A 16,078-nucleotide genomic window follows, 5' to 3' on the forward strand; every position below is an offset into this window, starting at 1 on the left:
CAATGGCTGCATAATGTTCAACAGCCCGCCCGCACACGGAATTCCTGACAGTCCCACGAAAGGGCCGGGCTGCACCGGAGGAACGCCGTCGGAACGACCGCGCTCCCGGCACTTCTCGGACCTATGTGGCGTCACCGCCCCTCGCCCATCAAAGCAGAAACACATGGGCCGCCTCCTCCTCGATGGGCTGCGTCAGGGACGATTGGCGAAATCGCGCACGACGCGCTGCAGCAACGGCACGTAATCGCGAAACGCCCGCGTCTTCATATTGGCGACCTTGCCGCCCTCGTCCCAGATGCGGACCCGCACCGCTTCCTCATGGAACGGGTTCTTGCGGAACTCGGCCACCTCGTCGGCGCGCATCGGTCCGCCCTGCAGCGACAGCGTGTGGACCGAAGCCGGCGACAGTTTGGAGAAATAGGTCGGGTCGGTGGCGCAGAGATAGCGCTTGGCCGCGACATGCAGCCTTACGCATTCGACGATGACCGGCGGGAAGAACGGCGCTAAGACCTCGCCGCCGGCCTCGTCATGATGCTTGTCCTCGACATCGTCGGGCGAATAGGTGCCGAACTCGCTGGTGTAGTGGCCTATGTCGTGCAGCAGCGCCGCGGCCACCAGCACTTCGGGCGCACCATCCTGTTCCGCCAGCCAAGCCCCCTGCAGCATGTGCTCGGACATCGTCACCGGCTCGCCGAGATAGGATTCCGAACCCCGGCGCTCGAAAATGTCGGCGATGAATTCGACGATGTTGTCCGCGTTCAAATCCTGGCCGCTCATTCGGCGGCCTCCTTGAAGCTGTGCTCGATCGCGGCAAGCGTCGACAACAGGCCGTCCTTGTCGGCGTAGCAGCCCTGCAGCCAGCGCTTGCCGGTGCCCGAAAACGCCTTGCGGGCATGCATGACGCGCGTGTTGTCGACGATGAAGGCCTGGCCAGGCTGAAGCTTGAACGTCACTTCGAAGGCGGGATCCTCGATCAGTTCGGCGAACCGGCGATAGGCGGCATAGTAGGCGTCCATATCGGCGAACGGCACGTCGACGACAGGCGCCAGCGAACGGTTGTTGAAGCGGATGCAGATCAGCTCGCCATCCGGCCCGAGCTCGATCATCGGGCGTTTCGCCTGCAGCCGCACGCCGGACGAGCCGGCATATTCGAAGCGCGCCGGACAGGAGCTCAGCAGCCGGAAGCCTTCGGGGTTTTCGGCCTGCAGCGCGGCCGCCGCGGCAAAGCCGTCGACGACGCTGGACTCGCCACCCTCCACCGTATTCTCGATACAGGCCAGTATCTGCAGCGTGGGCACGGGATCGCGATAGGGATTGTCGGTGTGCGCCTGGAGGCCGAGATTGGTGTAGGCGAGATTGTTCGGATTGACCTCCGCGCGCACTTCGAACCAACGGCCGTAATTGGTCTCCCTGATATAGCCGAACAGGTCGGAGACCTTGCACAGCGCCCCGGATTCCGCCGGCAGTCCGTCCATCACCGCAAAGCCGTAGGTCCGCACCGCCGAAAGCCATTCGCGCAGGACGCCGCGACCGTGAAAGGCCGCCTTGTAGCTGGCGCGCGGCACCGAATTCTGCATCGTCGCCTTGGTCCAGCGCTGGATGATATCGCCCGTCCAGCCGGGTTCGCGAAGCTCGTCGCGGTCATAGGCGTTGGCGCTCAGCCATTGCGCTGGAAAGCTGACCGTTTTTCCTTCCGGCACGAAGCTGACTTCCAGCGCGCCGCCCTTGATCGCGGCCGCACCGATCCTCGTCTCGGCTGGAATGTCGAGGATGGTGACCAGCCGCTGGCCATTGCCGGCGCTGCGCGTCTTGTCGTCGAGCGCATTGTCGCGCAGCCACATGGCGTGAAAGCGGGTGCGCCTCCCGCCCTGCCAGCCAAGTTCGATCGTCTTGCCTTCGTCGCCAATCAGCGCGTGGGTGAGCATGGATCCGTTCCTGTCCTTTACGCCCCACGGCCGGGTCCGCAGGGTTTCGATTGCATGTTGGCCACAAGACAGGCATAACTCAAATTATCATTTTTTGGCCAAAGACCACAAATTTCTAATGCCTCGAAAATCTGCTCCCGCTCTGCCTCCCCTCGACTGGCTGCGCAGTTTCGAGGCCGCGGCGCGGCTGTCGAATTTCACGGCGGCCGCGGCCGAGCTCGGCCTGACCCAGGCCGCCGTCAGCCAACATATCCGGCTGCTCGAGGACCGGTTGAAGACGCGCCTGTTCTCGCGGCTGGCGCGCGGCGTCGCGCTGTCGCCAGAGGGTGCCGCCTACCTGCCGCACATCCAGTCGGCCTTCGCCACCATCTCCAGCAGCACGACGGAACTGTTCGAGCCACGCGCTGTCCAGACCGTCTCTATCCGGGTACCGATCTCCTTCGCCTTGCTGATACTGGTCCCGGCGCTGCCCGATCTCGCCGAGGCGCTGCCGCGCATCCAGCTCGATCTGGTGACGATCCATCGACCGACCGACTACGACTTGCCGGGCTCCGCGCTCGACATCCGTTTCGGCAACGGCTCCTTTCCCGGACGCGAGGCCGACAGGCTGACTGCCGAGCGCCTCGTGCCGGTGGCGAATCCAGCGCTCGCCGGTACTGCCGACTGGACAGCCCTGCCCCTGCTTCTGGTCGCCGGCGCGCGCGAAATGTGGGCGGAATGGTTCGCGGCCGCCGGACTGGCCGGCCACCCCCAGCGATCGCACCGCTTCGACAGTTTTGTCGCCGCGATGGAAGCGGCGAGCGCCGGCGCCGGCGTGCTTCTGGGGTCGCGGCCGCTTGTCGACGCGGCGCTCAAGAGCAAGAGCCTGACGCCGCTTTCCGATTTCGAGCTCTCCAGCAGCTCAGGCCATTTTCTGACCAGCGCATCGACCGCGCGCCTGACCAGTGCCGAACAGGATTTCCGCCAGTGGCTGCTGGGGCACCTGTCCAGAACGGCCCCGGCATGACCGGCACTGTCTAGCGCGGTGCGAGCCGATGCGCTTCCAGCAGATCAGCGTCTCGGTCAGCCCGCAATGCCGGCGTCAATCGAGATGGCGCACGCGCCGCCGCTTGCGCGCGGCCTTGATGGCGGCGATGCGCTCCGTGTCTTCTTCCCGCAGATGCCGTCCACGCTCCAGGATCTCGAGCGTGTATTCCTCATAGGTCAGGCCCAGCCGCTCGGCCTTGTCCATGCGCATCAGCATGACTTCGCGGCTCGGCGCCTTCCATGCCTTGGCGTGCGCGGCCTGCCAGGCCAGGAAAATATAGGGGTCGCCCTTGCCCCAGGGTGGCCCCTTGTACTCATCAAGAGGCGGCCCCCCATTGTGGGAGCGCTTTGGCCGTCTCGCCATGATGTCAGCCCCTGACCAGCGCGACGAGATAGTCGGCGCCCGCCTCCATGGCATGGAAGGTGCAGTCCGACGGCGCGCCGAGCGCCAGGCAGTCGCCGGGCTCCAGCCTGTGCACCACATCGCCCTCGGTGAATTCGAGCCGTCCGTAAATCAGCCAGATCTGCTGCTTGATGAAGGCATAGGAGGCCGCCGGCAAGCTGACCCTGGCGCCAGGCGGCAGATGCACCTTGATCAGTTCGAGCGGCATGTCGTTGGCCGGCGACAGGTGCCGCCTGACATAGCCTGTATCGGGATCGCGCCACACCGGCTGGTCGGCCTCGCGCAACACCCCGCCGCTCTGCAATTCCGCCCGCGCGATGAGGGTCGACAGCGTCATGCCGAAGGCCGCCGCGATACGCACCAGAAGGGCGGCCGTCGGGCTGGTCATGCCGCGCTCGATCGTGCTCAGCATCGCCTTGGAAACACCGGACCGCTCGGCGAGTTCGGCCAGCGACCAGTCCCGCATGACCCTCTCGGCGTGGATCCGCCTGCCGATGGTCGAAGAAATATCGTTCGCTATATCACCCATTCGTCCATTATAGCGAAAAACAGGAACGGATGAAGAGCCATTTCGCGACAAATTTCGCCAGGCGCTTAATCCTCTCTACACCATCCAACCTCATCCGACCTTAACCCCATTCCGCTAGGGTCTGATGTCAAGGGAAATGGGGATTGGCCTGTCCATGTTTGTCGAACGCGAAGCTTCCGTCGGAGAACCGACATCGCAGGAGCGCCGCAACGCAGAGCAGAACGACCGGCGCATCCTGGGCAATGTCGTGCAATGCGACGGCGCGCGCGCCACCATCGCCGCCTATGCCGACGACGTCGACGGCGCGGTGACCGGCCTGTGGACGGTCGGCAAGATGATCTCGATCAATCTGGGCACGACGCGAACCGTTGGCCTGGTCTACGGCATCGGCAAGTCGGACCGCGCCTGGAGCAATGAAGGCCAGAACCCCATCGAGGTCAGCATCGAGCTGATCGGCGAAGTGCGCGATGGTGCCGAGCCCGGCGCCAAGCCGGTCTTTGACCGCGGCATCACCACCTATCCGCATATCGGCGCGGTCGCGCACCGCATCCGCAGCCGCGACCTGCAGGCCGTCTACGATCTGGCCGGTCGCCATTCCATCACCATCGGCTCGCTGTCGCAGGACGAGGCGATCGCCGCCAATATCGCCATCGACGACACCCTGGCGCGCCATTTTGCCATCGTCGGCACCACCGGCGTCGGCAAGTCCACCGCCGTCTCCCTGCTGCTGCGCAAATCGATCGCGGCACGACCCGATCTGCGCATCCTGATCCTCGACCCGCACAATGAATTCGCGGCGTCACTGCCGGAATATTGCGTCAAGGTCGATTCCAAGACGCTCGACCTGCCGTTCTGGATGTTCAAGCTCGAGGAGTTCGCCGAGGTGCTGTTTCGCGGCCGTGAAACGGTGCCGGAAGAAATCGACGCCCTGCGCGACCTCATTCCGCTGGCCAAGAACCTCTACCGCAACCCGAATTCGGGCGCCTATCTCAGGCGCGGCAACGATGCGCTGACCGCCGATACGCCGGTGCCTTACCGCATCGCCGATCTCATCAAGCAGATCGACGAGCGCATGGGCATGCTCGAAAGCAAGAACGAGCGTCCGACGCTCAAATCGCTGAAGACGCGCATCGAATCGGCGTCCGCCGATCCGCGCTATCGCTTCATGTTCAGTTCGCGCCTGATCGAGGACACCATCCACGAGACGATCGGCAACATCTTCCGCGTGCCGCATCACGGCCGGCCGGTGACCTGCTTCGAGATGGCCGGCATGCCTTCCGAAGTGGTCAACTCGGTCTGTTCGGTGCTGGCGCGCCTGGCCTTCGACCTCGCTCTGTGGAGCGAGGGCAAGCTGCAGCTGCTGTTGCTGTGCGAGGAAGCGCATCGCTATATGCCGGCCGATCCGCGTCTCGGCTTCGCGCCGACCAGGCATGCGCTGTCGCGCATCGCCAAGGAGGGCCGCAAATATGGCTGCTATCTCGGCGTCGTCACCCAGCGTCCGGGCGAGCTTGACCCGACCATCCTGTCGCAGTGCTCGACCTTCTTCGCCATGCGGCTCGCCAACGAACAGGACCAGGCGATCATCCGCTCGGCCATCGCCGACTCCTCCGCCTCCACTCTTGCCTTCCTGTCGTCCATGGGCCAACGCGAAGCCATCGCCTTCGGCGAAGGCGTGGCGACGACCATGCGGCTGAAATTCGAAAGACTGCCCAGCCACCTGCTTCCCGGCGCGGCCAAGCGCGAAGAGATCGAGTCGCCAAAGGCCGGCGATGATGTCGACCTGGTGGCGATCGTCGAGCGGCTGCGCAACGTGCCGAAACCGACGCAGCAGGCGATGGCCTTCGCTGAAGTGGTCGATTCCGGCCGCCAGGCCGGCGACCCCGACTACCGCAAGCCGGCAACCGGCCGTGTGCAGTCGGACGACGATTTCGACATGCGCTACGGCCTGAAGCCCGCCACCTTCGGCCTGCGCCCCCAGAACGATTGAGCCCCGGGCGTCACGCTCATTTGCTTGGCAGAAGCAGCGCCAAGCTTCCATGGCTCTTCTTCGCTCGTAAGCTTGGGTAAATCCCGTCAGGGAATTCGTCAGGCCGAACCGGCTGATGCTGTTTTCGAGAACCGGAGCGGAGCGGACTTGTGGTCCGTGAGCTCAGTTCTACTGCGACGCAGTAGAACGGGGAAGCGCAGAAAACGGCGGCAGACGGCCGGCCTCACGAATTCAATGATGGGATTTTAGGCGCAGACGCGGTTGCGGCCCTGCCTCTTCGCTTCATAGAGCTGACGATCGGCGCGGCGATAGAACTCCTCGGCCGTTTCCTTGCGGTCCCAGACGGCCAGGCCGACGCTGGTGGTGATCTTGAGCCTGACGTTGCCCGAAAGGATCGACATGTTGGCGATCGCCTTGCGGATGCGTTCGGCGAATTTGGCCAGCAGTTCCGCCTCCATATTGGGCGTGACCACGGCAAACTCCTCGCCGCCCAGCCGTGCCACCACGTCGTGGAAACGTGTCATGTCCTTGAGGCAGCTGGCGACGGCCCTGAGCACCTCGTCGCCGACATCGTGGCCGTGCGTGTCGTTGACCTGCTTGAAATGGTCGAGATCGAGGATCATCAGCCCGACCGGCTTCTCGATGCGGCGGAACTCCTCAAGATACTCCTTCAGCGCATCGTCGAAATAGCGCCGGTTCTGCATGCCGGTCAGACTGTCCGTCAGCGCGGCGTGCTCGAGCGTTTCGGAGCGGGCGCTGAGCGAAACCGTCATGGCGCGCAGCTTGCCTTCTTCCGTCGCCTGTTTGCGGATCAGCGGATAGATGAAGAAGATGCCGAAGAACAGCGCGGTCGCAAGCAGCACGCCGGTCGCGAACAACAGCTTGTTGAGGTAGATGACCTTGTCCAGACCAGACTGGGTATTGAGTTCCGTGGCGAAGGATTGCAAGAGCCCATAGGCGTGCAGCGTCACCAGGCCAGCGGCAAGGATCACGAAAATAAAGACGAAAAATGCGGATTCCGCCTTATGGAAACGCATCTGCTCCCCAATGGAAAAGTGCCCATCGACCTTATGGCACGGACCGCCTTACGGAGCGTTAATCCCGGCAACCTCGACGCGAACCCTTCCGTCATGGTCAACTTTTTAAGTTGCATTAGCAACAAGTGTTTGGATCGTGGTTTCGAGATCGTCACCGGGGCGCAATCTCTGCCATTCGGGCCCCAGCTGGTGGCGAAACCAGGTGGCCTGTCGCTTGGCATATTGCCGGGTTGCGATCTTGGCGCGCTCGATCGCCTCGGGAAAGCTCAACCCTCCCGCCATCGCCGCCTGCAGGTCGCGAACGCCGATCGCCTTCATCGCCGGCAGATCCGGATCGAGGCGAAGGGCCGCAAGTTGCCTGACTTCCTCCAGCGCGCCCTTGTCCAGCATCTGGTCGAAGCGCCTCTCGATGCGATCGACCAGCGCGGCCCGGTCCGGCTCGATGACCAGGAAACGCGCCGTCTGCCTGTCGATCAGCGGCCGGCCACGCTCCGCCTGCCATTCCAGAATCGACCGGCCGGAGGCGTCGAGCACTTCGAGCGCCCGCACGATGCGCTGGCTGTCGGTTGGCTTGAGCTGCATGGCGGCTCGCGAATCCTCGCGCAGCAGCAAGCTGTGCAGCTTGACCGCGCCTTGTTCCTTCAACTCGTAGCGCCAGCGATCGCGGATGCGTGGCGGAATGTCGGGCATTTCCGAAATACCCTCGGCCAGCGCGCGGAAGTAGAGCCCGGTGCCACCGACGAAGACTGGTCGCCGCGACAGCGTGCCGTCGTCGATGAGCTTCATCACATCGCGCAGCCAAGCGCCCGTCGAATAGGCGGTACCGGGATGGACGTGGCCGTAGAGGAAATGCGGCACGCGTACGAGGTCGGCCGCCTCCGGCCGGGCGGTCAGCACGTCGAGCACCGAATAGCCTTGCATGGAATCGGTGTTGACGATGACGCCGCCCGCGCGCTCGGCCAGGTCGAGCGCCAATGCCGACTTGCCGCTGGCGGTCGGCCCGGCTATCAGGATCGCGTTCTTCACGCGGCCTTCGCCCGCATCCGTGCCGGAATTCTCGATGCCGCTTATTGCCACGCTTGTTTCCCGTCCCGCTGACCGCGCTCTGTCGCCGTCGCTTGCGAATATGGCCTCGCGGTCGGTGGGCGCAAGCACAGTCGTCTGGCTGGCCGAAGGCATTGCCTGCGATCTTGCCTTGCCGCAAGCGGCTGATGCCGCCAATACCACGGCTGCCCTGCGCGCCGCATTGGCCGGGGAACCGGTCGATGTGATCGTCCAGCAAGCCGAAACGCGCCGCAAGAAAATCCTCATCGCCGACATGGATTCGACCATGATCGACCAGGAATGCATCGACGAACTGGCCGACGAGATCGGCGTCAAGGAGCACGTCGCGGCGATCACCGCGCGATCGATGAACGGTGAGATCGCCTTCGAGCCGGCCTTGCGCGAACGCGTCGCGCTGTTGAAGGGGCTCGATGCCGCCGTCGTCGACCGCATCGTCGCCAATCGGCTGACATTGGCCTCGGGCGGCCAAGCGCTGGTCCGGACCATGCGCGCCAGCGGCGCCTGGACGGCACTGGTCTCGGGTGGCTTCGAGGTGTTCACCACGCGCATAGCGGCGATGCTCGGTTTTGAGGAGAACCGCGCCAACCGCCTGCTCGAAGAGGATGGACGCTTCACCGGCCTGGTCGGCGAGCCGATCCTCGGCCGCGCCGCCAAGGCCGACGCGCTGCTCGACATTTCCGCACGCCTTGGCCTGACGCCGGCCGACGCCATCGCTGTCGGCGATGGCGCCAATGACCTCGATATGATCCGGCTTGCCGGCACCGGTGTGGCGCTTCACGCCAAGCCGACCGTGGCGGCCCAGGCCAAGGTTCGCATCGACCACGGCGACCTCACCGCACTGCTCTACCTTCAGGGCTATCGCCAGGAAGAGTTTGTCCAATGACACCCATGCGCACCGAGCGCCTCATCCTGCGCAATTGGGAAGAGCGTGACCGCGAGCTCTTCCATCGCATCAATTCCGATGAACGCGTCATGGAATTCTTCCCGTTCCGCCGCGACCGTGCCGCCGCGGACGCCAAGATGGACGAGGTCCGGGCATGGATCGACAAGGACGGATATGGCTTCGCCGCGGCCGAAATCGCCGCCACGGGCGAGTGCATCGGCTTTGTCGGCCTGTCGGGAACAGAGGATATTGATGTCCTGCCGGCCGGCACCATCGAGATCGGCTGGCGGCTGGCACCCGAATTCTGGGGCAAGGGCTATGTCACCGAGGCCTCGGAAGCCTGGCTGGCTTACGGTTTCGAGACATTGGCCGTCGACGAGATCGTTTCCTTTGCCGTCGCGCAAAACCACCGCTCGACCGCCGTCATGAAACGCCTCGGCATGACGGCCGATCCAACGGCTGACTTCGATCATCCCGGGATTCCCGACAGCCATTCCGCGCTCAGGCGGCATGTGCTCTACCGGCTGTCGCGCGAGGACTGGCAGGCAAGAAAAAAGGCGGCTGGTTAGCCGCCTTTTTTTGAGATCGCCGGATTGAAATCTCAATCCATCCGGATCGTCACGAAGCGCAGCTCGCCGGTCTTCGACGCCAGCATCAAGAGCGCGTTCTTGCGGCCCTGCTCTTTCAGCGCGCCGATCCGGTCCATGACGTCCTTGGGCGTGGCGACCGATTCCTGCGCGATCTCGGTGATCACTTCACCCGGCTGGATGCCGCGCTCGGCGGCGGCCGAGTCCTTGGCCACATCGGTGATGACGACGCCGGAGACATCGGCGGCAATGCTGAATTTCTTGCGCGTCTCGTCATTGAGTTCGCCGACGGTCATGCCGAGCACCGAGGCGGTCGAAACCGCCGGAGCCTGTTTGCCCTTGTCCTGTTCGGTGTTGCCGTTCTCGCCGCTGGCAAGCTTCTCGCCATCCTCGAGCCGGCCAAGCGTCACCTTCACCGTCTGCTCGACGCCCTTGCGCACGATCAGCACGTCGACGGCCTTGCCGACCGGGCTTTCGGCGACGACACGCGGCAGGTCGCGCATTTCATGGATGTCCTTGCCGTCGAACTTGATGATGACATCACCGGCCTGGATGGTGCCGTTGTCGACGGGGCCGCCCTTGATGACGCCGGCCACCAGCGCGCCCTTGGCGGTCGCCATGCCGAGGCTTTCGGCGATGTCGTCCGTCACCGGCTGGATGCGCACGCCGAGCCAGCCACGCCGTGTCTCGCCGAACTGGCGCAACTGGTCGACGACGCCCGAGGCAAGCTGCGAAGGAATGGAGAAGCCGATGCCGATCGAGCCGCCGGACGGCGAGATGATCGCCGTGTTGATGCCGATGACTTCGCCGACGCTGTTGAACAGCGGCCCGCCCGAATTGCCACGATTGATCGCGGCATCGGTCTGGATGAAATCGTCATAGGGCCCGGAATTGATATCGCGGTTGCGCGCCGAAACGATGCCGACCGTGACCGTACCACCAAGGCCGAATGGATTGCCGACCGCCATCACCCAGTCGCCGACGCGCATCTTGGTGGAATCGCCGAACTTCACCGCGGTCAGCTTGTGGCCTTTCGGATCGACCTTCAGCACCGCGACGTCGGTCTTGGTGTCGGTGCCGACCAGCGTCGCCTTCAGCGTGACGCCATCGGAGAAATTGACCTCGATGTCGTCGGCGTCGGCGATCACGTGATTGTTGGTGACGACGATGCCTTGCTCGGCGTCGATGACGAAACCGGACCCCAGCGATTGTACCTTCTGCGCGCTGTTGTCCTTGCCGCCGCCGCGGTTCTTGAAGAAGTCGTCGAAGAAGTCCTGGAAGGGCGAGCCTTCGGGAAGCTGCGGCATCGGCACGGCGCCGGGCCCTTCCGTGCCCTTCACCGTCTGCGAAGTCGAGATGTTGACCACCGCGCCGAGCACGCCCTGCGCCAGGTCGGCCACCGAAGCAGGCCCATCGGCCGCGAAGGTCGGGGTCACGAAGGACGGGGCGGCGACAGTGCCGACGAGGAGCGCTGCCGTGCCGGCGATGAGCGTCCGCCGTGCCGCGCGCAAAAGGAGTGTGGATGTCATCGAGGAGCCTCCCGGTATTCTGAAAGAGAAAGCGCAACGGCGAAAACACCGCGTTGCGCTATGTTGGCAAAAAATACGGCACGTTTGCGGCTACGACTATCGGCAGAGGATTAATCCTCCGTTTGCCGTGGACGAAAACCGGCCATTCCTATCCGGCCCGCACCAGCCAGACGATGCCGACACCGATGGCGATTGCGACCAGCCCGGCGATCCGCAATGCGTTCTCCGGCATCGACAGCACCTCGCCCGCAAGCTTCCTCGCAAAACCGGGAAAGCCGCCATAGACCAGGCCCTCTATCACGAGGACCAGGCCTATTGCCGCGAAAAAGTCCTGCACCGGCTATTTCTGGCCGGTGCTGGGTTGTGTCGTCGGTGCGGCGGGTGCCGTTGCCGGTGCGGCAGGTCCCGCCGGCTTCGCCGGTCCTTCCTTGCCGTCGGGATCGCGGAAGTAGCGGAAGAACTCCGAACTCGGCGACAGCACCATGGTCGTCCCTGTGCTGTCCAGCGCCGTGCCGTAGGCATTCATCGACCGGTAGAAGTCGAAGAAGGCCGGGTCGCGCTTGTAGGCATCCGCGAAGGTGGCGCTGCGCTGGGCTTCGCCCTCGCCGCGCAGGATCTCGGACTCCTTCTGCGCTTCGGCAACGATCTCGACCACTTCACGATCGGCACGTGCCGTGATGCGCTGTGCCGCTTCATTGCCGCGTGCCCGAAGCCGGGCGGCCTCGGCCAGACGTTCCGCCTTCATGCGGTCGTAGGTCTGCTGTGAAACCTCGGCCGTGAGGTCGGTGCGGCGGATGCGGACATCCTCGATCTGCAGGCCGAGCGAGGTGGCGTCGGGCCGGAGCTGATCGCGCACCTCGCGCATCATCACGGCACGCTGTTCCGAGAGCGCCGCCTCGAAGTCGCGCAGGCCGTAGACGCGGCGCAAGGCAGCGTCGAGACGCGTCCTCAGCCGCGCCTCGGCCAGTTCGATCTGACCGGACACGGCGGCACGGAAGACGCGCGGATCCGAGATGCGATAGGCGATGAAGGCATCGACCTCATAGAACTTGCCGCCCGACACCTGGACGCGGATGTTGTCCAGGTCGAAGCGCAACACCCTGTTCTCGATCAGTTGCACCGTGTCGGCGTCGAAGAACGAGAACGGCGCCTTGAAATAGATGCCGGGCTCGCTCTTGACGTCGACGATTTCGCCGAACCTCAACACCAGCGCCTGCTGGCGTGCGTTGACCACGAAGACCGAGGAATAGATCAGGAAAAGGACGACCGCCGCGATGACGGCGAAAATGGGGAGACGGTTGGCCATCACTGGGTACCTCCCGTGTTCGCGGCAGGTGCGGCCGGAGCCGGCGGTTTGGACTGCAATGCCGGCAGCGGCAGATAGGGCACGACACCCTGTCCGTTGCCCTGCTCGACGATGACCTTGCTCGAGTCCTTCAGAACCTTCTCCATGGTTTCCAGATAGAGGCGCTTTCGGGTTACATCCGGCGCCTTGGCGTATTCGTCATAGACCGAGATGAAGCGCTGGGCCTCACCTTCGGCTTCCTGCACCACACGGTTCTTGTAGGCGGCCGCGTCTTCGCGGATCTGTGCCGCCTCGCCACGCGCCTGGCCAAGCTTCTGGTTGGAATACTGGTTGGCCTGCTCGACGAACTTGTCCTCGTCCTGCTCGGCGCGCTGCACCTCGTCGAACGCATCGGCCACCTCGCGTGGCGGTGCCGCATCCTCGATCGACACGGCATTGACGTTGAGACCGGCCTTGTAGCCGTCCAGCGTCGACTGGATGATTTCGCGTACCGACGCGGCTATGCCCTGGCGGTCGTCGCGGAAGATGTCCTGTGCCGGCCGGCGGCCGACGGCTTCGCGCATGGCGCTTTCGGCAACCTGCCGCAGCATGCCGTCCGGATCGGAGACGTCGAACAGATAGGCGCGGGGATCGGAGACCTGGTAGGCCACCGAAAACTGCACATTGACGATGTTCTGATCGCCCGACAGCATCAGGCCGTTGCCGCTGGTGTTGCCGCCGCCAATGTCGACGAGCTGCTCGGAAATCTTGGCCGTTTCGACGGTTTCAAGCGGCCACCAATGGAAATGCAGGCCAGGCTGGGAGAGTTCGGGCTTCGGCTTGCCGAAGCGCAGCTCGACCGCGACCTCATCGGGCTGCACCGTATAGACCGCTTGGAAGGCCCACAGAACGACCAGCACCGCGGCGATCAGCCCGAACACCGCCGGACTGGCGCCACCGCCGCCGGGCAGAGCGCGCCGCAGCCGGTCCTGGCCGCGGCGGATGATGTCTTCGAGGTCGGGGGGCGACCCTTGCGGGCCGCTCGGCCCCTTTGGCCCTTGCCCCCAGGGCCCCTGATTGTTACCGCCGCCGCCCCACGGGCCGCCGCCTCCGCCACTCTTGTCGTTCCAGGGCATGAATGTCCTTTCGCTTGGAATTCCCTCAAGCGCCGGAGTTACGGCGCAAAATCCAGTGTTGTTCTTCTATAGGGACGCCACCGCACGCTTTCAACGCGATGCGCCGCCGACATCATCCGTTTTGGGCCGGTAGGGACCCTTTGTCGTCCTTCAATGCACCTTTTATCTATCAAAGTATCTGGCGGCGGCGCTCATAAACCGAATAGCGCGTTGCATGGCTGTCCTTTTCCCCGGCCGGAACCTCCTGCGAACTGACCACGCGCCATGTCTCGGCGTCGATCGGCGGGAAATGCGCGTCGCCATCGACGGCGGCCAGCACATGGGTGACGTGCAGCCGGTCGGCCAGCGGCAGCGCCTGGGCATAGATCTGACCGCCGCCGATGACGCAGGCCTCGTCCACGCCGGTCATGCAGCGTGCGCGCACCGCTGCCAGCTGAATCGCGGCCTCCAGCGTATGCGCCACCTCGACGCCCTCGGCGCGCCAGCTCTTGTCGCGGGTGACGACGATGTTGAGCCGGCCCGGCAGCGGACGGCCGATGCCTTCATAGGTCTTGCGGCCCATGATGATGGGTTTGCCCATCGTGTCGGCCTTGAAGCGCTTGAGATCGGTGGAGAGCCGCCAGGGCAGTCCGCCATCCCGCCCGATCACGCCGTTCTCGGCGATGGCGACGTAGATTGCGACATGCATCAGTTCGCGTCCCCGCCATTGCTGTCCGATGGTTGGAGCAGCAGGATATCGATGTCGTGTTCCGGGTAATAATCGTTCGCGGTCATCTCGAAGGTTGTCGGCCCGACCTTTTTGACATTGTCGCCGCAGAACGAGACCAGGGCTTTTGGATTGCCCTTGTCGATGGTCAGCTTGAACTTGCCGATCGTGCCCGCCGCCCAGTTGCCGCCGGTGGTCAGGATATAGGCGATCCGGCTTTCATAATATTTGGGATAGCCGTCCGGATTGTCCTTCGCCGCCTCGCGCACCGCGTTCTCGAACGTGTCGTCCATGCAGTAGCGGGACTTGTATGTCGCATACTGCCCCTGGAACTGGCCGTCATAGAAGAAGCTGACCGACGACGTGCCGCCGACGCTCGGCTTGTAGCGATGGGAAACGTGAACGTCCTTGTTGGCCGGAAAGGTCGAGCGCCACCAGTAGGTCGAGCGCAATTGCCAGAACGGCGCATAGGTGGATTTCATGCCGCTGCCGTCATCGGCGGTGTCCTGGATGATGATGCCGCGATTGACCCAGTCATCGGCCACCGCTTGCGGCAGCTTCGCCAATGCCGCCTTGGCCGCATCGCCGAACGGGTTGAACGGCACATTCTGCGCCTTGAGATCGGCGCTGATGTCGATGCCGAGCGCGAATACCTTCTGCTCGAGCTGAGGCTTTGCCGCGACACCGTCGATCGTCACCTCGAAACCGAGGAAATTGTCGCTCTGATTTTCGGGGATGGCAGGCATTTCTTCGGGATCGCCCGAAATGTCGGGCATCGGGAAGGCGACGATCGCGTCGACATCCCGATCGGTGTTGTTGTGGAAGACGTAGTCGACCGTCACCTTTTCAGGCGAGATGAAGAGATCCTCGCTTTGCATCGCGACCGCATCGCTGCGCGACAGGATCAGGCCGCCTGTGCCGAGTTCGGCAACCGAATCGTTGGCCAATGCGGGAGCTGCCGAGAGCGCCAGCGCCGCAGTCAGAACATATCGCAACATCGAAGCCCCCTCGGCAAGAATGCCCTGAAGACCCTAGCCGTTTCAGTGTGGCGTTTCAAAGCCCTTCCGCATCCGCGGACGCTCCAAAGCGGTCTGGACACGCTAAGCGGCGGTCTGGACACGCAAAGCAGCGGTCTGGACACGCAAAGCAGCGGTCTGGACTAACAGCTTCCGATCGGGCAGGAGTTCGCCCCATGCGCAAGCTTCTCGTCATCGGCATCGGCGCCGGCAATCCCAACCACATGACCGTTCAGGCCATAGCAGGCCTGAACCGTGCCGACGTGCTGTTCATCCCCGACAAAGGCGCTGGTAAAAACGACCTTGCCGAATTGCGGCGCGAGATCTGCGACCGCTTCGTCACCAACCCGAAATCGCGCCGCGTCGAATTCGACGTGCCGGTCCGCGCCGAGCCGACGTCTTCCTACCGCTCGACCGTCGACGACTGGCACGAAGCCATCGCCGCCATCTACGAAGCCCTGATCCGCGACGAGATTTCGGAGAATGGCTGCGGCGCCTTCCTGATCTGGGGCGATCCTTCGCTCTACGACAGCGCGCTGCGCATTCTCGAGCGGGTCCGCCTGAGGGAGAATGTCGCCTTCGAGCTGGAGGTCATCCCCGGCATCACCGCCATCCAGGCGCTCGCCGCCGGCCACAAGATGGCGCTGAACCGCATCGGCGATTCGATCCTGGTCACCACCGGCCGCAGGCTGACGGAAGAAGGCCTGGCCAGCAACGCCGGCAGCACGGTCGTCATGCTGGACGGCAAATGCGCCTTCAACACGCTCGCCGACCCGGATGTCGTCATCCATTGGGGCGCCTATCTCGGCACGCCGGACGAGATCATCGTCTCCGGCCGCCTCGGCGATGTCGGCACCGAGATCGAAAAGGTCCGGGAGGAAGCCCGCCGGCAAAAGGGCTGGATCATGGACACCTATCTGCTGCGCAAGCCCGGCGAGCCCGAAGATATCTAGCCACCGGCCTG

At 64.1% G+C, this 16,078-nt stretch carries 17 protein-coding genes; 5 read left to right on the plus strand and 12 right to left on the minus strand.

The genetic code is table 11. The features are described 5' to 3' along the window. Nucleotides 1-192: 192 nt before the first annotated feature. Together tmpB and tmpA are read right to left on the minus strand one after the other, a co-directional pair. Complete coding sequence (gene tmpB, locus QQK95_RS10230; protein WP_284271845.1) at nt 193-777, minus strand: (R)-1-hydroxy-2-trimethylaminoethylphosphonate oxygenase; 585 nt, start codon at nt 775-777, stop codon at nt 193-195. Further along, on the minus strand, nt 774-1,925 hold the full coding sequence (tmpA, locus tag QQK95_RS10235; RefSeq protein WP_284271847.1) for a 2-trimethylaminoethylphosphonate dioxygenase: 1,152 nt from the start codon (nt 1,923-1,925) through the stop codon (nt 774-776). The genes tmpB and tmpA overlap by 4 nt, the downstream gene beginning before the upstream one ends. 118 nt (nt 1,926-2,043) lie before the next feature. Between tmpA and QQK95_RS10240 the strand changes: the two genes are divergently transcribed. Then, a complete protein-coding gene (locus QQK95_RS10240) occupies nt 2,044-2,931 on the plus strand; it encodes a LysR family transcriptional regulator (RefSeq protein WP_284271849.1) in 888 nt (295 codons plus the stop codon). 75 nt (nt 2,932-3,006) lie between these two features. Here the strand turns inward: QQK95_RS10240 and QQK95_RS10245 are convergent, their stop codons facing one another. Further along, nucleotides 3,007-3,315 carry a hypothetical protein gene (locus tag QQK95_RS10245; RefSeq protein WP_032930759.1) on the minus strand — a complete coding sequence of 103 codons (309 nt, stop codon included), beginning with the start codon at nt 3,313-3,315 and terminating at the stop codon, nt 3,007-3,009. A 4-nt stretch (nt 3,316-3,319) separates the two neighbouring features. Next, entirely contained in the window at nt 3,320-3,883 is a 564-nt protein-coding gene (locus QQK95_RS10250; RefSeq protein WP_284271856.1) for an XRE family transcriptional regulator, read from the minus strand. Nucleotides 3,884-4,037: 154 nt separating this feature from the next. Between QQK95_RS10250 and QQK95_RS10255 the strand changes: the two genes are divergently transcribed. Continuing rightward, on the plus strand, nt 4,038-5,870 hold the full coding sequence (locus tag QQK95_RS10255; RefSeq protein WP_284271858.1) for an ATP-binding protein: 1,833 nt from the start codon (nt 4,038-4,040) through the stop codon (nt 5,868-5,870). A 245-nt stretch (nt 5,871-6,115) separates the two neighbouring features. On the opposite strand, the gene QQK95_RS10260 is transcribed toward QQK95_RS10255, so the two are convergent. Both QQK95_RS10260 and miaA read right to left on the minus strand, forming a co-directional pair. Beyond that, complete coding sequence (locus QQK95_RS10260) at nt 6,116-6,907, minus strand: GGDEF domain-containing protein (protein ID WP_284271859.1); 792 nt, start codon at nt 6,905-6,907, stop codon at nt 6,116-6,118. A gap of 105 nt (nt 6,908-7,012) precedes the next feature. After that, nucleotides 7,013-7,978: a tRNA (adenosine(37)-N6)-dimethylallyltransferase MiaA gene (gene miaA, locus QQK95_RS10265; protein WP_284272554.1), complete on the minus strand. Its 966-nt coding sequence runs from the start codon at nt 7,976-7,978 to the stop codon at nt 7,013-7,015. Between miaA and serB the strand changes: the two genes are divergently transcribed. Next, the gene (gene serB, locus QQK95_RS10270) at nt 7,968-8,855 is read left to right on the plus strand and encodes a phosphoserine phosphatase SerB (RefSeq protein ID WP_284271860.1); all 888 of its coding nucleotides are present in this window, start codon (nt 7,968-7,970) and stop codon (nt 8,853-8,855) included. The genes miaA and serB overlap by 11 nt on opposite strands. Further along, the gene (locus QQK95_RS10275; protein ID WP_284271862.1) at nt 8,852-9,424 is read left to right on the plus strand and encodes a GNAT family N-acetyltransferase; all 573 of its coding nucleotides are present in this window, start codon (nt 8,852-8,854) and stop codon (nt 9,422-9,424) included. The genes serB and QQK95_RS10275 overlap by 4 nt, the downstream gene beginning before the upstream one ends. A 32-nt stretch (nt 9,425-9,456) precedes the next feature. On the opposite strand, the gene QQK95_RS10280 is transcribed toward QQK95_RS10275, so the two are convergent. From QQK95_RS10280 to QQK95_RS10305, 6 genes are all read right to left on the minus strand, one after another. Then, nucleotides 9,457-10,971 (minus strand): DegQ family serine endoprotease, encoded by a 1,515-nt coding sequence (locus tag QQK95_RS10280; RefSeq protein ID WP_284271864.1) that lies wholly within the window; start codon nt 10,969-10,971, stop codon nt 9,457-9,459. A 148-nt stretch (nt 10,972-11,119) separates the two neighbouring features. Further along, nucleotides 11,120-11,308 carry a DUF2065 domain-containing protein gene (locus tag QQK95_RS10285; RefSeq protein WP_284271866.1) on the minus strand — a complete coding sequence of 63 codons (189 nt, stop codon included), beginning with the start codon at nt 11,306-11,308 and terminating at the stop codon, nt 11,120-11,122. 3 nt (nt 11,309-11,311) lie between these two features. After that, nucleotides 11,312-12,277, minus strand: a complete 966-nt coding sequence (gene hflC, locus QQK95_RS10290) for a protease modulator HflC (RefSeq protein WP_284271869.1) — start codon at nt 12,275-12,277, stop codon at nt 11,312-11,314. Then, on the minus strand, nt 12,277-13,392 hold the full coding sequence (gene hflK, locus QQK95_RS10295; RefSeq protein WP_284271871.1) for an FtsH protease activity modulator HflK: 1,116 nt from the start codon (nt 13,390-13,392) through the stop codon (nt 12,277-12,279). Before hflK ends, hflC begins: the two co-directional genes overlap by 1 nt. Nucleotides 13,393-13,561: 169 nt before the next feature. After that, a complete protein-coding gene (locus QQK95_RS10300; RefSeq protein ID WP_284271873.1) occupies nt 13,562-14,080 on the minus strand; it encodes a dihydrofolate reductase in 519 nt (172 codons plus the stop codon). Then, the gene (locus QQK95_RS10305; protein ID WP_284271875.1) at nt 14,080-15,096 is read right to left on the minus strand and encodes a DUF4424 domain-containing protein; all 1,017 of its coding nucleotides are present in this window, start codon (nt 15,094-15,096) and stop codon (nt 14,080-14,082) included. The genes QQK95_RS10300 and QQK95_RS10305 overlap by 1 nt, the downstream gene beginning before the upstream one ends. A 194-nt stretch (nt 15,097-15,290) precedes the next feature. On the opposite strand from QQK95_RS10305, the gene cobF reads away from it, so the two are divergent. Continuing rightward, a complete protein-coding gene (gene cobF, locus QQK95_RS10310) occupies nt 15,291-16,067 on the plus strand; it encodes a precorrin-6A synthase (deacetylating) (RefSeq protein WP_284271878.1) in 777 nt (258 codons plus the stop codon). The last annotated feature ends 11 nt before the right edge of the window (nt 16,068-16,078 follow it).

The organism is Mesorhizobium huakuii (assembly GCF_030160235.1).
Lineage (GTDB): Bacteria > Pseudomonadota > Alphaproteobacteria > Rhizobiales > Rhizobiaceae > Mesorhizobium > Mesorhizobium huakuii.